Raw genomic sequence first — 24,561 nt, 5'->3', positions numbered from 1 at the left:
TTTCTTTTCTATCTTCCTATCCGCTTACGACGATCCCATGAACAGAGTCTTCATCACCGGCGCCAGCAGTGGCCTGGGTCGCGCCCTGGCGCAGCAGTACGCCGCATCGGGCGCCACGCTGGGTCTCTTGGGCCGGCGCGAAGACGCGCTGCGTGAATTGGCCGACAGCCTGCCGGGCGAGCATCGTTGCTACGCCGTGGACGTGCGCGACCGCGCCGCGCTGCATGCGGCGGCGGCCGATTTCATTGCGTTTTGCCAGGGCAGGGTGGATGTCGTCATCGCCAGCGCCGGCATCAGCGCGGGCACCTTGACCGAGCACGGCGAGGACTACGACGTCTTCAAGGCTATCGTGGACACCAACTTGCTGGCCACCGTGGCCACCTTCGAGCCCTTCGTGGGTGCCATGCGCGCCGCCGGATCGGGCCGCCTGGTGGGCATTGCCAGCGTGGCGGGCGTGCGCGGACTGCCGGGCGCGGGCGCCTACAGCGCCTCTAAATCGGCGGTGGTGACCTATTGCGAAAGCCTGCGTCTGGAATTGGCGGCTGACGGTATCCGGGTGGTGACAATTGCCCCGGGCTACATCAAGACCGCCATGACCGCGAAGAACCCGTACTCGATGCCCTTCCTGATGGAAGCGGATGCCTTTGCGCAACGCGCGCATGCGGCGATTGCACGCGGCACGTCGTATACGGTGATTCCGTGGCAGATGGGCGTGGTGGCCAAGCTGATGCGCCTGCTGCCCAACGCGGTCTATGACAAGCTGGCGCGCAACGCGCCACGCAAGCCGCGCAGAGTGGGGTGATGCGTGTTGCGTGCGTTACGGCACCACATCGTCGCCGACCTCATCGGCCACGTGGCCCACGTCGCCCCAATCCAGCACTTCCCATTTACGCCCCTGCACGCCGACGCGGTTGATGCTGACGTTCAGCAGCGCGGCATCGCGCGCGCCGTTTAGCGGCACGCCCGACGCATGGCGCCAGATGATGTCCAGCACGCCGCCGTGCGTGAACATCAGGATGCGCTCGCCGTCGTGGCGGCTGGCGATGTCGTCCACGGTGGAAATGACGCGCGACTGGAACTGGCCCAGCGTTTCGCCGCCATCCAGCGGCCGCAAGGGGTCGCGGCTTTTCCAGGCGGCGGCGGCTTCGGGCGCCTGCACGTCGATGTGTTCGTGGTCCAGCCCTTCCAGCACGCCGAAGCCGCGCTCGCGGATGCCGGGCTCTACCCGCACGCGCAAACCCAGTTGTTCGGATACCGGCACCGCCGTGGCGTGGGCGCGTTGCAGGTCGCTGCTGTAGATGGCGTGGATGGGCGTTTCGCGGGCCTCGTCGCGCAGGCGCGCGGCAAGCAGGCTGGCCTGGTTGACGCCGAATTCGTTCAGGGGGATGTCTTTCCAGCCTTGCAGGCGGCGCTGGCGGTTCCAGTCGGTTTCGCCATGGCGGATGAACCAGATTTCAGTCATTACGGTCGTAGTGGGGAATAAGGCAGGGAGTGGGGCAAAGCGTGGTGATCAACGCTTGTTAATCAACGCTTGGTCATCAAAGCTGGGCCGGCGCGATCACCGCGCGCGGCTTCCAAATGGCGTGAATGATCGAGCTTAACGCGACGAGCGCGGGCTCGCTAGCGCGCTCATAAGGCAGGATGAAGCCTAGCATGGCGTCAGCGCGGGCTTGGCCCCACACGATGAAATCATTGGACGCGGCGCCCGCCAGCGCGGTCTCTTCGCGCAACAGCGCGCAGCCCGCGCCGGCGCGTACCAGCGCCTCCAGGTTGGCCTGGTCATCGTTTTGCATGACGATGCGCGGTGTCAGGCCATGGCGTTCGAACATGTCGCGCAGCAGCAGATGCGTATGGCTGCCCGACGGCCCGTCCAGCCACGGCAACTGGGCCACTTCGCGCCAGCCGCCGCGCTTGAGCGCCGTGGCGTGTTCTTTCGGCAAGGCAATGCGATAGCGCACGCTGCGCAACGGCAGCCACAGCACCCCGCGCGGCGGGTTGGCGGCGATGGTCAGCGCGGCCGGCAGCCGGCCGGTGCTGACCTGTTCGGCCAGCGTGGCGGTGGGCAACGTCTGGGTCTTCAATTCCACCAGAGGCAGGCGCTGCGTCACGGCCGAGGCCAGCTCACCCAGGCGCAGGAAGTCCGGCTTTTCGCTGGGCACACCCAGTTCCACGACCCCGTGCAGGCTGCCCTGCAACTGCTGCGCTTCCGACTTGAACTGCGCGCCCAGCACCAGCAGCGATTCCGCCGTGGGCAGCAGCACCTCGCCCGCCTTGGCCAGCGCCAGCCGTCCGCCGCTGCGGTCGAACAAAGCCACGCCCAGGCTTTGTTCCAGCGCCTTGATCTGCGCGGTCACGGCGGGCTGGGTCAAGGACAGCGCTTCGGCCGCCTTGGTCAGGTTGCCCAGTCGGGCAACCGTGACGAAAGCGCGGATCTGATAGATTTCCATGGCGGCAAGTTTAGGCCGCCAACAGCCGTACCTGGGTGGGCTCCAGTCCAATGGAAACCGGCGCGCCGGCAGGAAAGGGCGACAGCCCCGCCAGATGTGACTGGTCGGCCGTCAGGCGCTGCTCACCGATCAACACCTGATAGCGCGTGAATTCGCCCAGGAACTCGCTGCTTTCCACAATGCCCGGCAGCCACACATAGCGCGCATCGCCCAGGCCATCCGCCATTTCAATCTGCACGGTGTGCGGCCGGAAGCTGGCGGCCAGGCGGCTTGCGGCGGGCGCTTCGGCCGTCAGCGGCAGATGCAGGTCACCCACGCCCGGCACCGCCAGCACGACGCTGCCGCTGGTGCGTTCGCGCACATCGCCTTCCAGCACGTTCATCGTGCCCACGAAGTTGGCCACGAAGCGGTTCACCGGATAGTCGAACAGCGTGCTGGGCGCGCCAATCTGCTGCACCACCCCATGGTCCAGCACCGCCATGCGGTCAGCCGTGGTCATGGCTTCTTCCTGGTCGTGCGTGACGAAGATGGTGGTGATGCCCAGCCGGCGTTGCAGGCTGAGCAGGTCTTGGCGCATCTGCACGCGCAGCTTCTTGTCCAGGTTTGATAGCGGTTCATCCAGCAGCAGCACCTGCGGTTCGATGACGATGGTTCGGGCCAGCGCCACACGCTGCTGCTGCCCGCCCGACAACTGATTGGGTCGGCGCTTGCCAAACTGCGACAGCCCCACCAGTTCGAGCGCGGCTTCAACCTTGGCGCGGATCTCGGCGCGGGGCAGCTTGCGTTCGACCAGGCCGAACGCCACGTTGTCCCAGACCGACATGTGCGGCCACAACGCATAGTTCTGGAACACCATGCCGATGTTGCGGTTCCAGGGCGGCGTGCCGCTGATGTCCTTGCCATCCACCAGCAACTGGCCCGCGCTGTGCCGGTTGAAACCGGCAATCAGCCGCAACAGCGTCGATTTGCCCGAACCGGACGGCCCCAGCAACGCGAAGAACTCCCCCGGCTCGACGTGGATGTTCACATCCTTCAGCACTTCGGTCGTGCCATACGACAGTCGGATGTTGCGGCACTCTACGCTGACTTTCTTCATGCGGATTCCCCTTCAGTGCGTGCCGGACGCTGGCGCGACTGCGCGCGCTCCACCAGCAGGTGCGATACATACGTGCCGATGGCCACCGCGGCCACCGCCAGCACGCCCAGCGCGGCCCCCGGCCCCCGGCCCGCCGCGCTTTGCATATACAGATAGATGCCGTAGCTCATGGGCGCCTGGCTGTCCTTGGTGACCAGCATGATGGTGGCCGATAGCTCGACCGCCGCCGTCACGAAGCTGGTCACGAAGCCCGCCAGCATGCCGCCCGCCATCAACGGCACCACCACGCGGCGGATCGTGCTCATGCGCGTGGCGCCCAACGATTGCGCGGCTTCCTCCAGTGATACGTTGATCTGCTGCAAGGACGCCACGCAAGATCGCAGCGCGTACGGCAAGCGCCTGACCGAATACGCAATCATGATGATGATCCACGACGAGGTCAGCAGCGTGCCGGTTCCGGGAAGCTCGACCCCGCGGAACGTGCGCAAGAAGCCGATGGCCAGCACGATGCCGGGTATCGCCAGGGCGGCGGAGGCCATGAAATCCAGCCACTGGCGCGCCGGCAGCCGGGTGCGCAGCATCAGGTAGGCGATGGCGGTGCCGATGATGACATCCAGGCCCGCCGCCAGCCCGCAATAAAGCAGCGTGTTGGCGATCATGCCCTGCGACTCGGAAAACACCGCCGAATAATGCGCCAGCGTGTAGCCGTCGGGCAGCGGCGCATAGCTCCAGACGCTGGCTAGCGACAGCAGCAGCACGCCCATGTGCGGCGACAGCACCAACATCAGCACCAGGATGATCCAGCCGTAGGCCAGCACGCTTTCCATCGGCCCCAGCTTGCGCTTCTGGATCGAATTGCCGCCCTTTTGCAGCGTGGAGTAATCACGCCCCTTGAGCACGCGCGCCGACAGCCACAACGCCAGGATCGAAAACGCAATCATGATCACGCTGATCACATAGCCCAGCGGGTCTTCCAGGCCCACCTGCGTAATGCGCAGGTACGCTTGCGGCGCCAGCATGTTGGTGGTGCCCAGCACCAGCGGCGTGCCCAGGTCGTCGAACACCTTGACGAACACCAGCGACGCGCCCGCCACATAGCCGGGCAGGGCCAACGGAAAGATCACACGGCGGAACAGGCGGAACCCGCGCGAACCCAGGTTGAACGCGGCTTCCTCCATGGCGCCGTCTATGTTGCGCAGCGCCACCACCAGGTTCATCAGGATGAAGGGGAAGTAGTGCAGGGCTTCAACGAAGATGACGCCGTTCAAGCCTTCCATGAACGGAATCGTGAAGCCGAACCAGTCGTTCAGCAACAGGTTGACGCTACCCGATCGTCCGAAGATCAGCTGCATCGCCACCGCGCCCACGAAAGGCGGCATGATCAGCGGCAGCACGCCCAGCGTCTGGATGATCAGCGCGCCCCGGAAATCGAAGCGCACCGTGAAGTACGCCAGCGGCACCGCGATCAGGGACGCCAGCAGGGCAGACCAGCCCGCCACGTACAGGCTGTTGAAGAACGCTTCCTGCATCAATGGCTGGTTGAAGAACGCGCCGAAGTGGCCCATCGTGAAGCTGCCGTCGGCGTTCACGAAAGCGCTGTAGAACACCGTGCCCACGGGCACGGCAAGAAAAAGCAGCAGAAAGCCGAACACCAGCAGCGCCGTCAATACGGGGCCGGCGGGCAGGCGTGAGTGGCCCGAAGAAGTCATCGAGATTCCCGAATGTGTTGCCAGGGGATTGCCCGCGCGGCGGGGGCATGTTGTCGTGCCCACCGCACGCGCCTTGCGACGTGTGGCTTAGAGTGACGCAGCCTCTCTGGCCAGCTTCACGGCTTCTTCGTAGTTCGCCCGAGCGCGGCCGTTCCACTCGCCTTCCAACTGGGTGATCTGCTGGTTCACCGAGGCGTCTTTCTTGTTGCCCGCGAAGACCGCCAGGAACGCCGGGTCGGCGGCCTTCTTGCCATCGATAAGCGGCGCCCACGCCAGCTTGCGCGCCTGCCCCAGCAGCTCGGCGGCGCGCCCGCTATTGGCTTTGTCGCCCAGCTTGGCCTCGGCGTCGTAGATTGCCTTGGTGGCAGCTTGCAATTCCTTCAGGCGGAACGTGATGGTCTGGTCGTACAGCGATTGCACGACGTAATAGCGGCTTTGCGACAGGTCGGCGTTGAACTGCACCTTGCTGCGCTTGGCGATGTCGGCGGGGTCCGGGTAGCCGGGCGGAATCTTGCCGGCCAAGGCCGAGTACGGCAGCACGGGCAGGCGCGAGATCTTGGGTTGCAGCAGCAGTTCCTGGCCCGCCTGGCTAAGCGTGAACGCAATGAACTTCTTGCCTTCCTCGCTGTTCTTCGCGCCATCGATCAGCGCGATGTTGGCCGGCACGATGGCCGTCTCGGAGGGGTAGACGAATTCCACCGGGAACTTGGAATACTTGCTGGACAGGCCAAAGAAGTCGATGACCGGGCCGGCGCCGAACTGGCCGTTGTTCACGCCGTCGGGCACGCCGAAGGACCGTTCCGTAATGGCGCTGCTGTTGCCCGACATGCGCAGCAGCGTGTTCCAGCCATCATCCCAGCCTTCGCCTTGCAAAATGGTTTCGACCGTCAGGTGCATCGTGCCCGACCGCGAGGGCGAGGTGATGCCGACATGCCCAAACCACTTGGGCGACAGCAAATCCTTCCATTCCACCGGCGCGGCAAGCTTGTGCGCGGCAATGTAGCGCGTGTTGTAGACGATGCCGTAACCCGCCAACGCCTGGCCCAGGTACATGCCGGACGGATCATTGATGGGGTAGTTGCCGATCTTGTCCGGCACGTCCTTGTTGGCCACGTCGGAAGACTTGGCCAGCAGTTTGTCGCGGCCCAGCACTTCGAAGGCGTCGGGCGCGCTGGCCCAGAACACCTCGGGGCGTTGGCCCGCGGGGGTTTCGCGCACATAGGCAATGCCGGACACGGTGTTCTTGTTCAGGATTTCCAGCGTGATGCCGGGGTTGGCCTTTTCGAACGCGGTCTTGTAGGCCTGGGTCAGGTCTTTCGGGAACGACGTGATCACCGTGACGGTGCCGGCCAGGGCAGGGGCCGAGCAAACGGCCAGCAGGGCTCCTGCAAGGGCTGTGCGCATTGCATGCATGGTTTGTCTCCGTAGTTTTAATTTGTCTGGAGACAGTAATGTCAGGTCTGCTATGCGTCCAATCAGAAATTTTGATGCGCCTCATCAGCGCGGGCGCCCTGGTGGCGGCGCCCGGCCGGCGGGGCGTGGCGCTTATGCCGTGGCGGACACGCCGCTGGCCATGGCCGCCTTGGCCTGCTGGATCAATACCTGCTGGATCTGGCCTTGAATCTGCATGGCCTGGGCGTTCAGCGACTGCAACTGCTGCGCCTTCATCTCGTCCGACATGCCGCTGGCCTGCACCTTGGCAATCTGGTCCATGATGCGCTTGAGCTGCTTTTGCAGCATTTTGATCTGGCGGGTGAACTCGTCGTCGTTGTCGGTCTCTTCGCTAGCCGTGGCGCCGCCAATGCCCGCCGCCCCAGGGTTGTTGACCCGGATCTTGCCGTCGGGCGTCACGGTCGTCGCCTCCGCACCGGCGGATTCCTTCGCTTCTTTGTTGGCCTGAATCTTCTGGGCCCACAGCTCGGCCAAGCTGCCGATTCGGGATGTGCCGCCGATGGAATTGATAGCCATGATGTCTCCTGCTGCCGGGTGGTACTTCGGGGTCCCCTTGGATTTCCGGGGTTTCCCTAAGTACGGCATCGCGCGAGCCATACTTAAACGTTGCCGCCCCTTCGCAGCCCCCTTTACACTGGCGCCCGCTCACCCAACCCCTTATTTGGGATATTTATGTCGAATTCGTACTTTCCGCGTTGGCGCCTGGCGGACGATGCCGAACCCGGCGTCATCATCGCGCCTGATGAAAGGTTGTCCTGGCCCAAGAATGTGGCGATGGGCGCGCAGCACGTGGTGGCCATGTTCGGCTCGACGGTGCTGGCGCCGCTGCTGATGGGCTTCGATCCCAACGTGGCGATCCTCATGTCCGGCATCGGCACGCTGATCTTCTTCTTGTTTGTCGGCGGTCGGGTGCCCAGCTACCTGGGATCCAGCTTCGCCTTCATCGGCGGCGTGATCGCGGTGACCGGGTATGCGGGGGGCGGGGCAAACGCCAATATTGGCGTGGCGCTGGGCGCCATCATCGCCTGCGGCCTGGCCTATACCTTGATCGGCGTGATCGTCTGGATCGCCAACGCCCGTTCGGGTAGCGGCGCCAATTGGATCGATGCGCTGATGCCGCCCGTCGTCACGGGCGCCGTGGTGGCGGTGATCGGCCTGAACCTGGCGCCCATCGCGGCCAAGGGCGCCATGGGCGCGTCGGGCTTCGACACCTTCATGGCGTTGGTCACCATCGTCTGCGTCGGCGGCATCGCCGTCTACACGAAAGGCATGGTCCAACGCTTGCTGATCCTGGTCGGCCTGATCCTCGCCTGCGTGGTCTACGCGGTGCTGGCCAATGGCATGGGCCTGGGCAAGCCCATCGATTTTTCGGGCGTGGCCACCGCCGCCTGGATCGGCCTGCCGCATTTCGCGGCACCCGTCTTCAAGGCCGAGGCCATGGGCTTGATCGTGCCGGTCGCCATCATCCTGGTCGCGGAAAACCTGGGCCACGTGAAGGCGGTCAGCGCCATGACGGGCCGGGACCTGGACCGCTACCTGGGTCGCGCCTTCGTCGGCGACGGCGTGGCGACCATGGTGTCGGGCGCGGTCGGCGGCACGGGCGTCACCACCTACGCCGAGAACATCGGCGTGATGGCGGTGACACGCATCTATTCCACGCTGGTCTTCGTGGTGGCTGCGTTGATCGCCATCGTGCTGGGCTTTTCGCCCAAGTTCGGTGCGCTGATCCAGACGATTCCCGGCCCGGTTCTGGGCGGCATGTCGGTCGTGGTGTTTGGTTTGATCGCGATTGCGGGTGCGCGCATCTGGGTGGTGAACCAGGTCGACTTCAGCGATAACCGCAACCTGATCGTGGCCGCGGTCACGTTGGTGATGGGGGCGGGCGACTTCACCATCAAGATCGGTGACTTCATGCTGGGCGGCATCGGCACCGCTACATTCGGGGCCATCATCTTGTACGCCTTGTTGCGTCGCAGGAAGCCTGTTTCGGCATGAATCGGGCCGTTTTGGCCTCCGCCACTGGTCAAAATGACAAAATACTATTGAAAAGTATCTTTTCAGCAACGCGGGGTGGGCGTCCCTTGCCGGGGGCCGCCGCCGTATCTGGAAATTGTTGAGGAAATAGCCGGTTTTCGCGGGTTACAGCAGCGAAAACCGTGCAAAAGCACGTTTTCCGCGGTGGCTTGCAATTCCGAGGGACTTTGCCCACAATATGACTTTGATTGCCCCGGTTCCGACCCGAGCCGGGGTTTTGTTTTGGTCGACCGCGCCGCTTGCCTCGCTTTGATTCTTGTTCCGATGGCAGGTGCGCGCCCCGGTAACGACCTTCACCGAGAACGCTCCCTTCGGGGCGTTTTCTACTTTTTGTTTGGGAAACGACATGTCTGCCATTCCTTTGACCGTGCGCGGGGCCGAGCGCTTGCAAGAAGAGCTCCAGCGGCTGAAAACCGTGGAACGCCCTGCCGTTATCAATGCCATCGCCGAAGCGCGAGCGCAGGGTGATCTGTCGGAAAACGCCGAATATGACGCTGCTCGCGAGCGCCAAGGCTTTATCGAAGGCCGGATTGCCGAACTTGAAGGCACGCTTTCCAATGCCCACCTGATCGACCCCACCTCTTTGGACGCCGAAGGCCGTGCCGTGTTCGGCGCAACCGTCGACATCGAAGACCTGGATTCCGGTGACCGCGTCACGTACCAGATCGTGGGCGACGTCGAGGCCGACATCAAGGCCAACCTGATTTCCGTGTCCAGTCCGGTGGCGCGCGCGCTGATCGGCAAGAGCGAAGGCGATGTGGTCGAGGTCAAGGCCCCGGCCGGCGTTCGCGAATACGAAGTTCTGGGCGTGCGTTACATCTAACGCGCTCGCCTTAGCGGTAAACTGTCAAAACGCCATAGCTCGAAGCCTGATTCAGGCTGAGTGTCCGCGGAAACCGCGCGGATCGCTATGGTGGACCGGGCGCGTCAGGCGCCCGTTTTTGTGCCCGGCCTTAGCTTTTCGACGTCTTGCGGCTGGTGCCGCTGCGTGCACCGGCGCGCAGGCTGAGCGCGCTGCCGGCGCGGCGCGGAATACCGTGGCCGCTGGCGGTAGCCCGCTTGTTGCTGGGGCGCATCGGTTTGCCGTTCTTGTTCAGTTGGTCTTGCGGCACGAAGCGCGCCTTGGCCGGCTTGGGCTCTTCGGACTCGCTGCGGCGCGGACGCTTGGACAGGGTCTTGCCTTCGGCGGCCAGCTTCTTCGGCGTGTACGGCTCGGAAGCGCGGCGCTTGGCGGGAGCCTCGGGCTCCATCGCTGCCAGGGCGGCGGGCTTGATGTTGCCGGCCAGCGGGCGGAAAAGAATCAGGGTCTTGCCCAGATGGTGCACCGGGGCGCAAGACAGGGTGTCGCAAATGGTCGACAACATGGTCTCGCGGGCCTCGCGGTCATCGCCGCCGGCGCGCACCTTGATGAGGCCGTGGGAAGCCAGTGCCAGGTCAATTTCCTTGAGCACGGCTTCGGTCAGGCCATTGTCGCCAATCAGGACGACGGGGCGCAGAGGGTGAGCGGCGGAGCGAAGGTCGCTGCGCTCACGAGAGGTAAGTTCTAATATAGGCATGCGTGGAATTGTACGGTAATGGCCAAGAATAAATTCTCTAAAGACTGGATTCACCAGCACATCAACGATCCCTATGTGAAGCTGGCGCAACAGAAGGGCTATCGCGCCCGCGCCGCCTTCAAGCTGATCGAGATCCTGGACACCGAAAAGCTGATGCGCCGGGGCGACCTGGTCATCGATCTAGGCTCGGCGCCCGGCAGTTGGTCCCAAGTGGCGCGCGAGCGCCTGGCCGGCCCGGGCGGCATCGTGGACGGACGTATTATCGCGCTGGATCTGCTCCCGATGGAGCCGGTGGCCGGGGTGGAATTCATCCAGGGCGACTTTCGCGACGATGACGTTCTGAAACAATTGGAAGACATGGTCGGATCTCGCGCTGTAGACCTTGTAATCTCGGATATGGCCCCCAACTTGTCAGGCGTGGGTAGCGCCGACTCCGCTCGTATTCAGCATGTGTGCGAGCTGGCGATGGAATTTTCCCGCGCCCACCTCAAGCCCAACGGGGCGCTGATCGTCAAGGCCTTCCACGGCAGCGGATTTTCGCAGATCGTGCAGTCCTTCAAACAGCACTTCAAGCGGGTGGTCGAGCGCAAGCCGAAGGCCTCACGGGATAAATCCTCTGAAACCTTTCTGGTGGCGCGCGATCTGAAATAACCCGGGCCGGGGCATGTTGCCCCGAACCCCTGAAAAGCTGACCTGCTTGCCGAGACAACGACCACCATAACGACAAACCAGACGTAACTACACGGACCCCAGGGATCCCAGGACGCAGTTGGGTCCAACAGGGTAGAATGGGCTATTGACATACTTGTGACCGTGCCATACGCGGGTGCGCGGTTGCTGGTCGGAATCAAAAGCAGGAGATCGACCTTGAATAATTCATTTTCGAAAGTCGCTGTTTGGATGGTGATAGCCCTGGTGCTGTTCACCGTCTTCAAACAGTTCGACGGACGCGCTCAGACCCAGGACGGCGTGAGCTACACGCAGTTCATGGACGACGCCAAGGCGGGACGTATCCGCAAGGTCGACGTTCAGGGCGATGTGCTGTACGTCACCCCGGACGCGGGCCGCGCCTATACGCTGACTTCGCCGGGCGACCTCTGGATGGTTTCCGATCTGCTGAAGTATGGCGTCCAGGTTTCGGGCAAGCCGCGCGAAGAGCAGTCGCTGTTGATGAGCATCTTCGTGTCGTGGTTCCCCATGCTGCTGTTGATCGGCGTGTGGGTATTCTTCATGCGACAGATGCAGGGCGGCGGTAAGGGCGGCGCATTCAGCTTCGGCAAATCGCGCGCTCGCATGCTCGACGAAAACACCAATCAAATTACCTTTGCCGACGTCGCTGGCTGCGATGAAGCGAAGGAAGACGTCCAGGAACTGGTCGATTTCCTGCGCGACCCCAGCAAGTTCCAAAAGCTTGGCGGCCGCATTCCGCGCGGCGTGCTGATGGTGGGCTCGCCCGGTACCGGCAAGACGCTGCTGGCCAAGGCCATCGCCGGTGAAGCCAAGGTGCCGTTTTTCAGCATCTCGGGTTCGGACTTCGTTGAAATGTTCGTCGGCGTGGGCGCGGCCCGTGTCCGCGACATGTTCGAAAACGCCAAGAAGCACGCGCCTTGCATCATCTTCATCGATGAAATTGATGCCGTGGGCCGTCAGCGTGGCGCCGGCCTGGGTGGCGGTAACGACGAACGCGAACAGACCCTGAACCAGATGCTGGTTGAAATGGACGGCTTCGAATCCGGCCAGGGAGTCATCGTGATCGCCGCAACCAACCGTCCCGACGTGCTGGACCCGGCGCTGCTGCGTCCCGGCCGTTTCGACCGTCAGGTCGTGGTGCCGCTGCCCGATATACGTGGCCGCGAGCAGATCCTGAAAGTCCATATGCGCAAGGTTCCGCTGTCGCCTAACGTCGACGCGACCATCCTGGCGCGCGGCTGCCCCGGTTTTTCGGGCGCCGACCTGGCCAACCTGGTCAACGAAGCCGCCTTGTTCGCCGCGCGCCGCAATGGCCGCACGGTGGATATGTCCGACTTCGAAAAGGCCAAGGACAAGATCATCATGGGTGCCGAGCGCCGCTCGATCGTCATGCCCGAAGAGGAACGCAAGAACACCGCGTACCACGAATCTGGCCACGCCATCGTTGCCCGCATGCTGCCCAAGACCGACCCGGTCCACAAGGTCACCATCATCCCGCGCGGCCGTGCGCTGGGCGTGACGATGCAGTTGCCCGAGACCGACCGCTACAGCATGGACAAGGGCCGTCTGCTGTCGACCATCGCCGTGCTGTTTGGTGGCCGTATCGCCGAAGAATTGTTCATGGACCAGATGACCACGGGCGCCTCGAACGACTTCGAACGCGCCACCGCCATCGCCCGCGATATCGTCACCCGCTACGGCATGACGGACGAACTGGGCCCCATGGTCTACGCCGAGAACGAAGGCGAAGTCTTCCTGGGCCGCAGCGTCACCAAGACGACGCACATGTCCGAAGCCACCATGCAGAAGGTGGACACCGAGATCCGCCGCATCATCGACGAGCAATACCAAGTCGCGCGCAAGATCCTGGAAAACAACCGCGACAAGGTCGAAGTGATGACGTCCGCGCTGCTCGAATGGGAAACCATCGACGCCGACCAGATCAACGACATCATCGAGGGCCGTCCTCCGCGTCCCCCGAAAACGCCGCAAGGCCCGTCGGATTCCACCGACACGCCGCCCCCCAGCACAGGTCTGGCGGCTGACGGCAGCACGGCTGCAGCAGTCTGAGGTTTTTTGTCCTGAGTTATGGCAAATAACTTCCTTTGCGGGCGCTTCGAGTTTGATCTCGAGCGCCCGCTTGTCATGGGTATCGTCAATGTCACGCCGGATTCGTTTTCCGACGGCGGCCAGCACGACGATACGGATTCCGCGGTGGCGCACGCGCGCCAGTTGATCGAAGAGGGCGCGCAGATCCTGGATCTGGGCGGTGAGTCCACACGCCCCGGCGCCGATCCGGTTTCCGTGGCCGATGAGCTTGACCGTCTGTTGCCCGTGATCGAGGCGTTGCGCGATTGCGGCGTGCCGTTATCCATCGACACCTTCAAGCCGGAAGTCATGCGTGCCACGCTAGACGCGGGCGTCGACATGATCAACGACATCTATGGCTTTCGCCAGCCCGGCGCCATCGAGGCGGTGGCGCAATCGCGCTGCGGGCTGTGCGTAATGCACATGAAAGGCGAGCCTCGTACCATGCAGGCCTTGCCCCCCGAGTACACCGACCTGATCGGTGAAATTGGACTCTTCCTGGGGTCTCGCGCGCAGAAGCTGCGCGCGGCCTGGGTTGACCCTCGCCGCATCGTGCTGGACCCGGGGTTCGGGTTCGGCAAGACGGCGGACCAAAACTTCCAATTGCTGCGCCGCTTGTCCAGCTTGCGCAGCACCGGTTATCCATTGCTGATCGGCCTGTCGCGCAAGAACATGATCGGGCAGGCCACTGGCCGACCGATCGGCGACCGGCTGCCCGGCAGCATCGCCGCAGCGCTTGCCTGCGTGTCCCGGGGCGCCTCCATCGTGCGTGTGCACGATGTTGCCGCCACCGTGGATGCCCTTAAGGTATGGCATGCGGCTGAACAAGGAGCTATCAGTTCATGAGTCAACGCAAGTATTTCGGCACCGATGGGGTGCGTGGTGAAGTCGGCGGTCCGGTGATCAACGCCGAATTCGCGCTGCGCCTGGGTTATGCCGCCGGCCGGGTGCTGGCGCGCGAACACGCCGTGCGCGGTGGCAGCCGCCCGCAGGTCGTCATTGGCAAGGACACGCGCATTTCGGGCTACATGCTGGAATCCGCCCTGGAAGCCGGCTTGTCCGCCGCCGGCATCGACGTGCTGCTGGCCGGCCCCATCCCGACGCCGGCCGTGGCCTATCTGACCCGGGCGTTGCGTTTGGTGGCGGGCATCGTCATCAGCGCCTCGCACAACCCGTATCAGGACAACGGCATCAAGTTCTTCTCGGCGCAGGGCATGAAGCTGCCCGACGACATCGAAGCCGCGATCGAAGCCGCGCTGGACGAGCCGCTGGGCTGCGTCAGTTCCGAAGGCTTGGGCCGCGCCCGCCGCATGTCGGACTCGCAAGGCCGCTATATCGAGTTCTGCAAGAGCACCTTCCCCAACGACCTGGACCTGAACGGGATGAAGATCGTTGTGGACGCCGCGCACGGCGCCGCCTACAACATCGCCCCGCACGTGTTCCGCGAGCTGGGCGCCGAGGTGCATGCCATCGGCGTGCATCCGGACGGCTTCAATATCAACAAGGGCGTGGGCGCGTTGCACCCCGAATCACTGGCCAAGGAAGTGCGGGCCCGTGGTGCGCACCTGGGCATCGCCCTGGACGGCGACGCCGACCGCCTGCAGGTTGTGGACGGCGAAGGCCGCATCTATAACGGCGACGAGTTGCTGTACGCCATCGTGCGCGAGCGCATGCAGCGCGGCAAGGTCGACGGCGTGGTCGGTACGCTGATGACCAATTTCGGCTTCGAGCGCGAGATGAAGCGCCTGGGCGTAGGCTTCGAGCGCGCCAACGTGGGCGACCGCTACGTGCTGGAGCAAATGCAGGCGCACGGCTGGCAGTACGGCGGTGAAAGCTCCGGCCACCTGCTGTGCCTGGATTGCCATTCCACGGGCGACGGCATCATCGCCGCCTTGCAGGTGCTGACCGCCCTGCGCCGCAGCGGCGAGACGATGGCGCAATGGGTGCGCGATCTGCGCATGTATCCGCAGAAAATGATCAACGTGCCGTTGACGCCCGGCCAGGACTGGAAGACTCACGCCGGTCTGACTGCCGCGCGCGAAGCTGTCGAAGCGGAACTGAACGGCCGCGGCCGCATCCTGATCCGCGCTTCGGGTACTGAACCCAAGCTGCGCTTGATGGTCGAAGCGGAAGATGAATCGCTTGCTGTTTCCTGCGCAGAGAAGCTTGCCGCCAGCTTGGCTTAAGCCCGGCCTCCTGACTGTGTACCCGAAAGCCACGCACCGCTTAGCGGTGGGTGGCTTTTGTGCATTTTTAGTAAGTATTGCTTTGTAAAGTTTTGTCGAGATTTGCCCTAAATTGACCTATCTCCTCCGAACTAAACTTCATAGTCACGTAACATATCGGTCAAGTCTTTGACATACAGGGCGTCCAAACTGACTGGACTCTCTAGGAGCTTCGCGCAATGCTTGAATTAGCACGCACCACCCCAAGCCGTAATCCCGCAGAACCCTGGAAGGGCAACGCTCCAAAAGTGTTGGCGGTGGGCCTGGCGCGCACGGCTGAAGAAATCGAGCAGATCCAGCGTCTGCGCTACGACGTCTTCACCGAGGACATGGGCGCGGTGTTTCCCGACGCGCTTGACGGCATTGAGCAGGACCGCTTCGACCCCTTTTGCGAACACCTGATGGTGCGCGAAATGGATACAGGTCGCGTCGTTGGCACGTATCGAATCTTGACTCCTGAAAAGGCGCGAGAAGCGGGCGGCTATTACGCGCAATCAGAGTTTGATCTTTCCGGGCTGGGCCCCATTCGCGACCAGCTGGTTGAAGTGGGCCGGTCGTGCACCCATTCCGACTACCGCAACGGCGGGGTGATCATGCTGTTGTGGTCGGGCCTGACGGAATACCTGCGGCGCGGCGGCTACGAATACGTGTTGGGCTGCGCCAGCGTCAGCCTGCGGGACGATGGCGTTACCGCTGCCGAAGTCTGGCGCACCATCATGCCGAAGCTGCCACAGGCCGGCGAGCCCAGTGTTACCCCGCTGCACCGCTACCCGGTGGAAAAGTTGAACAGTACCTTGCCGGCACGCGTTCCGCCGCTGATCAAGGGCTACTTGAAGCTGGGGGCCAGGGTCTGTGGCGAGCCCGCCTGGGACCCGGATTTCAATGCCGCCGACTTCCCGGTGTTGCTGAAGATGGAGCGGATGGACGAACGCTACCGCCGCCACTTCGGCCTGGACCAACCGACGGCCGTCAACGGCCAGCGCTGATCATCATGCGCCGCTTGCTCCGCCGTATGAAAATCAGGCTGATACGGCGGGCCACGCGGCCTATCCGTCTTGAGCTCAGGCAGTTGCACCGGCAGACAGATCTGTCTCCAGATTAAGCACATAAGAACGTAAAAGCGGGTGAGGGCGTTGCCGCCATCACCCGCTTTTTTTCGTCTGTGCCGTCTGCGCCACGCGCGCCGTCGGCGCCTTGCGTAGGCGCGACGACGCCGGAATCAGAACTCCAGCAGTTCGAACGAAAAGCCCACCTTGTTCCATTCCGCTTCTTCGGCGCGCAGCGTGAAGTCGCTCAAGGGGTGCTGGGTCAGCCAGTCGCGGTTGACGCGCACGACGATGGAGCTTTCGCGTACCGACGCGGTCAGCGGCAAGGGTTCGATTTCGCCACGGCGGCGGAACAGCAGCACGGCCAGGCGCAGGCTCAGGATGGCTTTCCATTGCGCCCGGGTGCGGATCAGCGGTTCCAGCTTGGTCAGCTTGCCCTGGTGGCCCAGCGCCAACAGCGCCAGCAGTTGCTGGTCGGCCCGCGAGAAGCCCGGCATGTCGGCGTTTTCCAGCACGTAGGCGGTGTGCTTGTGATACGCATTGTGCGCAATCGACACGCCCACTTCATGCAGGTCCGCCGCCCAGCCCAGCGCCGGGCGCAGTTCTGCGCGTTCCTGGCCTTCGGGGAACATCGCGTCAAACAGCGTCAGCGCGGCATGGCGCACACGGCGCGCCTGATTCACGTCCACGTGGTAGCGCTTCATGAACTGGCGCACGGATTCGTCGCGCTTGTCGTGTTCGTCGTCGCGGCCCAGCAGGTCATACAGCACGCCAAGGCGCAGCGCGCCGTCGCCGGTGTGCATGACGTCGATGCCCAATTCGTCGAACAGGGCGCTCATGATGGCCAGCCCGCCGGGCAGCACATCGGAACGCTCGATCTTGATGCCGGGCAGCTCGGACGGGATGACGCGGCCCGAGCGCACGATGCGGTCTTTCAGCTTCGCCAGGCCGGCGCGGGTAATACCGCGGTCGGAAAAGCGGCTTTCGGTCAGGATGGCGAACAGCGCCTTGGCGGTGCCGGACGAGCCATAGGCTTCCTTCCAGCCCATCTTGCGGTACTGCTTGGCGATGACTTCAATTTCACGCCGTGCCGCCAATTCAGCCTGCTTCATCTGGTGCGCGTCCACCACGCCGTCAGAGAAGAACTGACGGCTGTAGCTGACGCAACCCATGTACAACGACGACATCAGGCCCGGCTCGTGCCCCTTGCCGATGATGACTTCGGTGGACCCGCCGCCGATGTCGATGACCAGGCGCTTGTTGGGCGACGGGGGCAGCGTGTGAACCACGCCCGAAAAGATCAAGCGGGCTTCTTCGCGGCCCGCGATGACTTCAATGGGAAAGCCCAGCGCCGCTTCGGCGCGAGGCAGGAAGTCTCGCGTGTTGCGCGCCACCCGGAAGGTATTGGTGGCCACCGCGCGCACCCGGTTGGGGTGGAAGCTGCGCAGGCGGTCGCCAAAACGCTCAAGCACGGCGATGGCGCGTTCGATCGCGTCGTCGCCCAGGCGTTTCTCGGCGTCCAGTCCGGCGGCAAGCCGAACGGTTTCCTTGAGACGATCGATCTGGTAGATCTGGGGCGTACCGTCTTGTTGAACGATGCGTCCGATAGAGAGGCGGAAGCTGTTGGACCCGAGGTCCACCGCGGCCAGAAGTTGATCCATGCGGCTCGTAATATAGGCTTTGAGGTGGCCTGATTATAGAGACCCCATGTGACAGTGCCCTTGGATACGGGTTTTCGCTTATGGATCATGGGCTTGGCGAAATCAAGGCATGCGCTATACGTCCCGCTTTTGACGTACGCTACGGTTTTGTCGTTATGTCATAGAACCGTCACTTTTTTGCAGTAAAACTCCACGCTCCTCCCAACGTATGGAATCCGGTATGCCCACACGCCCGCCTGGCGAGCCTTTGCTCATGAATCGTGAATTGTCGCTGCTCAAATTCAACGAGCGCGTGCTGGCGATGGCGGAAAATCCGACGACACCGCTGCTGGAGCGGCTGCGTTACGTGTGTATCGTCAGTTCCAATCTGGATGAGTTCTTCGAAATCCGGATTTCCAGCCTGAAAGAGCAGCAGCTTCAGTCGCCCAACCTGGTGGGGCCCGACGGGATGACGCCGGATCAGGCCTTTGAAAACGTCCAGCATGCCGTGCACGCCCTGGTGGCGCGGCAATACAACCTGCTTAACGACGACATCCTGCCCGCCATGCAGGCAGAAGGCATCACCCTGCATCACGCGTCCGAATGGAACGCCGAGCAGCAGGAGTGGGCGCGCCAGGTGTTCAACCGCGATGTGATGCCGCTGCTGACCCCCATCGGGCTGGACCCGGCGCATCCGTTTCCCCGCGTCTACAACAAGAGCCTGAACTTCATTGTGTCGCTGTCGGGCGCCGACGCCTTCGGCCGGCAGGCCTCGATTGCCGTGGTGCAGGCGCCGCGCGCCCTGCCGCGCCTGATCAAGATGCCGCCCGAGCTGTCCGGCCACCCGGAAGGCTTCATTCTGCTGACGTCCTTGCTGCGTGCCTTTGTGGGCGAACTGTTCCCCGGACTGGAAATGCTGGGCTGCTACCAGTGGCGCGTCACGCGCAACAGCGACCTGTTCGTGGACGAGGAAGAAGTCACCAACCTGCGCCACGCCTTGCAAGGCGAGTTGTCGCAACGTAATTTCGGCGCCGCGGTGCGTCTGGAAATCGACAAGCTCACCCCTGTCGAACTCGAAACTTTCCTTCAGCGCGAATTCTCGCTGAAGGCCGAGGACACCTACCGCGTGCCAGGCCCCGTGAACCTGTCGCGCCTGATGCAGTTGTGCAATTCCGACCTGCGGCCCGATCTGCTGTTTCCGGAATACCGCGCGCCCGTGCCCGCGCCGTTCGACAAGGTGGGCGACAAGCCGCAAGACCTGTTCGAGGCCGTAGCCGCGCAGGACCGCCTGCTGCACCACCCCTACCAGTCGTTCCAGCCCGTTATTGATTTCCTGACCGCCGCGGCGCTGGACCCCGACGTCATGGCCATCAAGCAAACCATCTACCGCACGGGCGAAGATTCCGAGCTGATGAAGATCCTGCTGGCCGCCGCGCGGGCCGGCAAGGAAGTGACGGTGGTGGTGGAGTTGATGGCGCGCTTCGACGAGCAGACCAACATCAACTGGGCGTCCAAGCTGGAAGAGGTGGGCGCGCACGTCGTGTATGGCGTCGTGGCCCACAAGACGCACGCCAAGATGGCCGTGGTGCTGCGCCGCGAAAAAGGGCGTTTGCGCCGCTATGCGCACCTGGGCACCGGCAACTACCACCCCCGCACCGCGCGCCTGTACACCGACTTTGGCCTGCTGACCGCCGACCCGAAGCTGTGCGAGGACATGGACAAGGTGTTCGCGCAGTTGACCGGGCTGGGCGCGCGCCGCTCGCTCAAGGCGCTGATGCAGTCGCCGTTCACCATGCATGACGGCATGGTGGCGCTGATCCGTGCCGAGGCGCGGGCGGCCAAGGCGGGCAAGCGCGCGCGCATCATGGCCAAGATGAATTCGCTGCTGGAAGAGCAGGTGATCGAAGAGCTCTACAAGGCCAGCCAGGCCGGGGTCAAGATCGATCTGATCGTGCGCGGGGTGTGTGCGTTGCGCGCCGGCGTGTCCGGGCTATCCGAAAACATCCGCGTGCGGTCCATCGTGGGCCGTTTCCTGGAGCACTCGCGGGTGTTCTATTTCTATGCGGACGGCGAGGAAACGGTCTATCTGTCTTCGGCCGACTGGATGGACCGGAACTTCTTCCGTCGGGTGGAAATAGCGTTCCCGATCTACGACAAGACCCTGAAAAAGCGGGTGATCGACGAAGCGTTTACCTACGCGCTGCGCGACAACCAACTGGCGTGGCAACAGAAGCCGGATGGCGACTATGCCCGGGTGAAGAGCCGCCGCGAACCCTTCAATTTGCACCAATACCTGATGCAGAAACTGGGCGTATAAGCCGACCGTTTGCTTGTTGGGGTGCGTCCCCAAAATACTGTGGCCGCCTTGGTTCGCCGGGCGGCCACAGGTTTTTCCGGGGTTGGGGACAGGGCAACATGAACCGTATGTGACTGTCACTATCCTGTCACGTTGGGCCCCTAAGATGCGAAGGTCGCTGAAAGACAGGCAGCAAAGAAAAGCCTGATACGACTTCTCCAACAAGCACTGAAGGAACCCAGATGTTCAAACGTGTCTTCAAACAAGTTTCCGTGGGCGTCGCGCTGAGCGCCGCTGTATTTGCCGTGCAAGCCGCCAATGTGACCGGCGCCGGCGCATCGTTCCCGTACCCGGTCTACGCCAAGTGGGCGTCGGACTACAAGGCAGCCACCAACAACGCGATCAACTACCAGTCCATCGGTTCGGGCGGCGGCCAGCAACAGATCATCGCCAAGACCGTCGATTTCGGCGCTTCGGACGATCCCATGAAGGCGGCTGACCTGGAAAAGAACGGTCTGCTGCAGTTCCCCGCCGTGATCGGCGGCACCGTCGCGGTCGTGAACGTCGACGGCATTGAGCCGGGCAAGCTGAAGCTGTCGGGCACCGTGCTGGCCGACATCTTCCTGGGCAAGATCAAGAAGTGGGACGACAGCGCCATCAAGGCACTGAACCCCGACCTGAAGCTGCCTTCGGCCGACATCATCGTTGTTCACCGTTCGGATGGCTCGGGCACGACCTTCGGCTGGACCAACTACCTGTCCAAGGTCTCGGCTGACTGGAAGTCGCAAGTCGGTGAAGGCAAGGCCGTCAAGTGGCCCACCGGCCAAGGCGGTAAGGGCAACGAAGGCGTTGCCGCCTACGTGGGCCAGTTGAAGAACTCGATCGGCTATGTGGAATACGCCTACGCCAAGCAGAACAAGCTGGCCTGGACGCAACTGCAGAACAAGGACGGCAAGTTCGTCCAGCCCGAGCAGAAGGCATTCGCCGCCGCGGCCGCCAACGCCGACTGGAAGAGCGCACCGGGCATGGGCGTGGTCCTTACCAACGAACCGGGCGCCGATTCGTGGCCCGTTACGGCAGCCACCTTCATCCTGATCCACAAGTCGCAAGCCAAGCCGGCGCAAGGCAAGGCCGTGCTGGACTTCTTTGACTGGGCGTTCAAGAACGGCGCCAAGTCGGCCGAGGCCCTGGACTACGTGCCGCTGCCGGAAGCCGTGACCAAGGAAATCCGCGCCGCCTGGGGCGAAGTCAAAGCCGCCGACGGCACCCCCGTCTGGAAGTAGGATGGGTGTAGCGCGAGAGGGCCGCAACAAGAAAGCTGCCCTACGCCGCGCATAACCCATCATGCAGCCGCCCCTGAATTCTGCCCGTCAGAATGAAGGGGCGGCCTGCAGCAAGACCTCCCGTTTTTTTCCCAGGTTACCTAAGGAAAGTCCATCCATGAGCGCGGTAATGGATAATAGTGTGCCGCTTTCGCCCAGCGTGGCGGACTCCGTGACTACCGGCACGCCTTCGCCTATGAAGCAAAATAAAAACGCGCTGATGGATGCGCTATTCAAGAATCTGACCCGCCTGTTCGCCTTCCTGGTGTTCATTTTGCTGGCGGCCATTCTTGTATCCCTGATCTACGGCAGCCGCGAATCGCTGGCCAAGTATGGCCTGTCGTTCCTGTGGCTGAACGACTGGGATCCCGTCAACCAGAACTACGGCGCCGTGGTGCCCATCATCGGCACGCTGCTGACCTCGGCCATCGCCTTGATCATCGCCGTGCCGGTTTCGTTCGGCATCGCCATCTTCCTGACCGAACTGTCGCCGACCTGGCTGCGCCGCCCCTTGGGCACGGCCGTGGAAATGCTGGCGGCGATTCCGTCCATCATCTACGGCATGTGGGGCTTGTTCGTCTTCGTGCCCGTATTCCAGCAGTATGTGCAGCCGTTCCTGATCGCCACCCTGGGCAACGTGCCCATCATCGGCGGCCTGTTCGCGGGGCCGCCGTTTGGCATCGGTATCTTCACCGCCGGCCTGATCCTGTCGATCATGATCATCCCGTTCATCGCCGCCGTGATGCGCGACGTGTTCGAGCTGGTGCCGGCCATGTTGAAGGAATCGGCCTACGGCTTGGGCAGCACAACCTGGGAAGTCATGTGGCGCGTGGTGCTGCCCTTCACCAAGTCGGGCGTCATCGGCGGCATCATGCTGGGCCTGGGCCGGGCATTGGGCGAGACGATGGCCGTCACGTTCGTGATCGGCAACGCCTTCAAGTGGTCGGGGTCGCTGTTTTCACCGGGCAACTCGATCGCCTCGGCGCTGGCCAACGAATTCAATGAAGCGGGCGGCATTCAGAAGTCGGCGTTGCTGGAGCTGGGCTTGATCCTGTTCCTGATCACGACGATCGTGCTGGCCCTGGCCAAAGTGCTGCTGGTTCGCCTGTCCGTCGGCGAAGGCAAGAAATCCTGACGCGCCGCGAGCACAAGGAAAAGATCATGGCTGTATCCGTACTCAATATGCAGAATGGCATTTACCGCCGGCGCCGCGTGGTCAACCGCATCATGCTGGCGGTGTCTCTGACCACGCTGGTGTTCGGGCTGTTCTGGCTGTTCTGGATCATTCTGACCCTGCTGACCCGGGGCGCCCCCGCGCTGTCCTACACGCTGTTCACCGAGATCACCCCGCCGCCCGGCCAAACGGGTGGCCTGATCAACGCCATTTTCGGTAGCGTGGTGATGGCCGGCGTGGGCACGCTGATCGGTACGCCGGTCGGCATCCTGGCGGGCACCTACCTGGCTGAATACGGCCATCGCGGCTGGCTCGCGCCCGCCACGCGGTTTTTGAATGACGTGCTGCTGTCGGCGCCGTCCATCATCATCGGTCTGTTCATCTATGCCGTGTATGTGGCGCAGGTGGGGCATTACTCGGGTTGGGCCGGCGCGCTGGCCTTGTCCATCCTGGTGATTCCGGTGGTGGTGCGCACCACCGACAACATGCTGATGCTGGTGCCCAACAGCCTGCGCGAAGCCGCGGCCGCGCTGGGTTGTCCCAAGTGGCGCATGATCACGCTGGTGTGCTATCGCGCCGCCAAGACCGGCATCATCACCGGCGTGCTGCTGGCCATTGCCCGGATCTCGGGGGAGACCGCGCCGCTGCTGTTCACGGCGCTGTCCAACCAGTTCATGTCGTTCAACATGAACGCGCCGATGGCCAACCTGCCGGTCGTGATCTACCAATATGCCGCCAGCCCCTTCAAGGACTGGAACGACCTGGCCTGGGCCGGGGCCACGCTGATTACGCTGCTGGTGCTGGGTATCAACATCCTTGCCCGCAACATGTTCCGAAACAAGTAAAGATCGCTTTGCCGGCGCGCGTGGCGCGCCGGAGCCAAGGGAAGAGAAATGGAAAACACCGCTACCGCCGTCAAGAACAAGATCGAGGTCAAGAACCTGAACTTCTACTACGGCAAGTTCCATGCGATCCGCAATGTGAACATGTCGATCCAGGAGAAGAAGGTCACCGCCTTCATCGGCCCCTCGGGCTGCGGCAAGTCGACGCTGTTGCGCACGTTCAACCGCATGTTTGAACTCTACCCGGGCCAGCGCGCCGAGGGCGAGATCGTGCTGGACGGCGAGAACCTGCTGACGACCAAGACCGATATCTCTCTGATCCGCGCCAAGATCGGCATGGTGTTCCAGAAGCCCACGCCGTTTCCGATGAGCATCTACGACAACATCGCGTTTGGTGTGCGCCTGTTCGAGCGCCTGTCCAAGGGTGAAATGGACGAGCGCGTGGAATGGGCCTTGAGCAAGGCCGCGCTGTGGAACGAAGTGAAAGACAAGCTGCACCAAAGCGGCAACAGCCTGTCGGGCGGCCAGCAACAGCGCTTGTGCATTGCGCGCGGCGTGGCCATCAAGCCGGAAGTGCTGCTGCTGGACGAGCCGTGTTCCGCGCTGGACCCGATTTCCACCGCCAAGATCGAAGAGCTGATCGCCGAGCTGAAGAACGACTACACCGTCGTCATCGTGACGCACAACATGCAACAGGCCGCGCGCTGCTCGGACTACACCGCCTACATGTACCTGGGCGAGCTCATGGAATTCGGCCAGACCGACCAGATCTTCGTGAAGCCGTCGCGCAAGGAAACCGAGGACTACATCACGGGCCGCTTCGGCTGATTTCCGTGCTGGGTTGACCTGGTGATGCAAGAAAGCGGCGCGCCCGGAATGGCGCGCCCCAGAAACACAGCCTGGCGCGCAGCGCCCCGGGCGGCCTGGATTCTGGTATAGTTGCC

Annotated in this window: 22 protein-coding genes; 13 read left to right on the top strand and 9 right to left on the bottom strand. The window is 63.1% G+C overall.

Translation table 11 applies throughout. The annotated features are described in order from the left end of the window. The first annotated feature begins 37 nt into the window (after positions 1 to 37). On the top strand, positions 38 to 802 hold the full coding sequence (locus tag M2361_RS12340) for an SDR family oxidoreductase (RefSeq protein WP_259249355.1): 765 nt from the start codon (positions 38 to 40) through the stop codon (positions 800 to 802). A 15-nt stretch (positions 803 to 817) separates the two neighbouring features. Here the strand turns inward: M2361_RS12340 and M2361_RS12335 are convergent, their stop codons facing one another. The 6 genes from M2361_RS12335 to M2361_RS12310 all read right to left on the bottom strand — a co-directional run bounded on the left by M2361_RS12335 (position 818) and on the right by M2361_RS12310 (position 7,220). Continuing rightward, on the bottom strand, positions 818 to 1,462 hold the full coding sequence (locus tag M2361_RS12335) for a histidine phosphatase family protein (RefSeq protein WP_050449032.1): 645 nt from the start codon (positions 1,460 to 1,462) through the stop codon (positions 818 to 820). Between the two features lie 76 nt (positions 1,463 to 1,538). Next, entirely contained in the window at positions 1,539 to 2,447 is a 909-nt protein-coding gene (locus tag M2361_RS12330; RefSeq protein ID WP_100854947.1) for a LysR family transcriptional regulator, read from the bottom strand. Positions 2,448 to 2,457: 10 nt separating this feature from the next. Beyond that, entirely contained in the window at positions 2,458 to 3,543 is a 1,086-nt protein-coding gene (locus M2361_RS12325) for an ABC transporter ATP-binding protein (protein WP_259249354.1), read from the bottom strand. Further along, positions 3,540 to 5,252 carry an iron ABC transporter permease gene (locus M2361_RS12320; RefSeq protein ID WP_259249353.1) on the bottom strand — a complete coding sequence of 571 codons (1,713 nt, stop codon included), beginning with the start codon at positions 5,250 to 5,252 and terminating at the stop codon, positions 3,540 to 3,542. Before M2361_RS12320 ends, M2361_RS12325 begins: the two co-directional genes overlap by 4 nt. Positions 5,253 to 5,339: 87 nt before the next feature. Beyond that, complete coding sequence (locus tag M2361_RS12315) at positions 5,340 to 6,665, bottom strand: ABC transporter substrate-binding protein (protein WP_259249352.1); 1,326 nt, start codon at positions 6,663 to 6,665, stop codon at positions 5,340 to 5,342. A gap of 132 nt (positions 6,666 to 6,797) precedes the next feature. Further along, positions 6,798 to 7,220: a FlxA-like family protein gene (locus tag M2361_RS12310; protein ID WP_259249351.1), complete on the bottom strand. Its 423-nt coding sequence runs from the start codon at positions 7,218 to 7,220 to the stop codon at positions 6,798 to 6,800. Positions 7,221 to 7,376: 156 nt separating this feature from the next. Between M2361_RS12310 and M2361_RS12305 the strand changes: the two genes are divergently transcribed. Beyond that, on the top strand, positions 7,377 to 8,699 hold the full coding sequence (locus M2361_RS12305; protein ID WP_050449038.1) for a solute carrier family 23 protein: 1,323 nt from the start codon (positions 7,377 to 7,379) through the stop codon (positions 8,697 to 8,699). Positions 8,700 to 8,843: 144 nt separating this feature from the next. Here the strand turns inward: M2361_RS12305 and M2361_RS12300 are convergent, their stop codons facing one another. Continuing rightward, entirely contained in the window at positions 8,844 to 9,086 is a 243-nt protein-coding gene (locus M2361_RS12300; RefSeq protein WP_259249350.1) for a hypothetical protein, read from the bottom strand. Between M2361_RS12300 and greA the strand changes: the two genes are divergently transcribed. Beyond that, positions 9,085 to 9,561, top strand: a complete 477-nt coding sequence (greA, locus tag M2361_RS12295; protein WP_006221068.1) for a transcription elongation factor GreA — start codon at positions 9,085 to 9,087, stop codon at positions 9,559 to 9,561. The two genes, M2361_RS12300 and greA, sit on opposite strands and share 2 nt — an antisense overlap. Before the next feature lie 130 nt (positions 9,562 to 9,691). Here greA and M2361_RS12290 read toward each other — a convergent pair whose 3' ends face one another. Beyond that, positions 9,692 to 10,294: a YhbY family RNA-binding protein gene (locus M2361_RS12290; RefSeq protein WP_100854952.1), complete on the bottom strand. Its 603-nt coding sequence runs from the start codon at positions 10,292 to 10,294 to the stop codon at positions 9,692 to 9,694. An 18-nt stretch (positions 10,295 to 10,312) separates the two neighbouring features. On the opposite strand from M2361_RS12290, the gene M2361_RS12285 reads away from it, so the two are divergent. The 5 genes from M2361_RS12285 (at position 10,313) to M2361_RS12265 (ending at position 16,283) form a co-directional block, all read left to right on the top strand. Next, entirely contained in the window at positions 10,313 to 10,945 is a 633-nt protein-coding gene (locus M2361_RS12285) for an RlmE family RNA methyltransferase (RefSeq protein ID WP_100854953.1), read from the top strand. 216 nt (positions 10,946 to 11,161) lie between these two features. Continuing rightward, positions 11,162 to 13,054, top strand: coding sequence for an ATP-dependent zinc metalloprotease FtsH (gene ftsH, locus M2361_RS12280; RefSeq protein WP_100854954.1), 1,893 nt, complete (start codon positions 11,162 to 11,164; stop codon positions 13,052 to 13,054). An 18-nt stretch (positions 13,055 to 13,072) separates the two neighbouring features. Further along, on the top strand, positions 13,073 to 13,918 hold the full coding sequence (folP, locus tag M2361_RS12275) for a dihydropteroate synthase (protein WP_259249349.1): 846 nt from the start codon (positions 13,073 to 13,075) through the stop codon (positions 13,916 to 13,918). Continuing rightward, positions 13,915 to 15,258 (top strand): phosphoglucosamine mutase, encoded by a 1,344-nt coding sequence (gene glmM / locus M2361_RS12270; protein ID WP_259249348.1) that lies wholly within the window; start codon positions 13,915 to 13,917, stop codon positions 15,256 to 15,258. Before folP ends, glmM begins: the two co-directional genes overlap by 4 nt. Before the next feature lie 218 nt (positions 15,259 to 15,476). Beyond that, positions 15,477 to 16,283: a GNAT family N-acetyltransferase gene (locus tag M2361_RS12265; protein ID WP_259249347.1), complete on the top strand. Its 807-nt coding sequence runs from the start codon at positions 15,477 to 15,479 to the stop codon at positions 16,281 to 16,283. A gap of 233 nt (positions 16,284 to 16,516) precedes the next feature. Here the strand turns inward: M2361_RS12265 and ppx are convergent, their stop codons facing one another. After that, complete coding sequence (gene ppx, locus M2361_RS12260; RefSeq protein ID WP_259249346.1) at positions 16,517 to 18,004, bottom strand: exopolyphosphatase; 1,488 nt, start codon at positions 18,002 to 18,004, stop codon at positions 16,517 to 16,519. Positions 18,005 to 18,224: 220 nt separating this feature from the next. Between ppx and ppk1 the strand changes: the two genes are divergently transcribed. The 5 genes from ppk1 to pstB all read left to right on the top strand — a co-directional run bounded on the left by ppk1 (position 18,225) and on the right by pstB (position 24,445). After that, positions 18,225 to 20,300 carry a polyphosphate kinase 1 gene (ppk1, locus tag M2361_RS12255; RefSeq protein ID WP_259249345.1) on the top strand — a complete coding sequence of 692 codons (2,076 nt, stop codon included), beginning with the start codon at positions 18,225 to 18,227 and terminating at the stop codon, positions 20,298 to 20,300. 221 nt (positions 20,301 to 20,521) lie between these two features. Beyond that, complete coding sequence (gene pstS, locus M2361_RS12250) at positions 20,522 to 21,562, top strand: phosphate ABC transporter substrate-binding protein PstS (protein ID WP_100854959.1); 1,041 nt, start codon at positions 20,522 to 20,524, stop codon at positions 21,560 to 21,562. Positions 21,563 to 21,719: 157 nt separating this feature from the next. Continuing rightward, the gene (gene pstC, locus M2361_RS12245; RefSeq protein WP_100854960.1) at positions 21,720 to 22,736 is read left to right on the top strand and encodes a phosphate ABC transporter permease subunit PstC; all 1,017 of its coding nucleotides are present in this window, start codon (positions 21,720 to 21,722) and stop codon (positions 22,734 to 22,736) included. Between the two features lie 26 nt (positions 22,737 to 22,762). Further along, positions 22,763 to 23,620, top strand: a complete 858-nt coding sequence (pstA, locus tag M2361_RS12240) for a phosphate ABC transporter permease PstA (RefSeq protein WP_100854961.1) — start codon at positions 22,763 to 22,765, stop codon at positions 23,618 to 23,620. 48 nt (positions 23,621 to 23,668) lie between these two features. Beyond that, positions 23,669 to 24,445, top strand: coding sequence for a phosphate ABC transporter ATP-binding protein PstB (pstB, locus tag M2361_RS12235; RefSeq protein ID WP_050449049.1), 777 nt, complete (start codon positions 23,669 to 23,671; stop codon positions 24,443 to 24,445). Positions 24,446 to 24,561 lie beyond the last annotated feature (116 nt).

Origin of the sequence: Achromobacter sp. JUb104 (assembly GCF_024806975.1) — a bacterium.
In the GTDB taxonomy this organism is placed as follows: domain Bacteria; phylum Pseudomonadota; class Gammaproteobacteria; order Burkholderiales; family Burkholderiaceae_B; genus Achromobacter; species Achromobacter spanius.
Note: the sequence above shows the minus strand (reverse complement) of the source record. Positions and strands in the feature narration are given on the sequence as shown.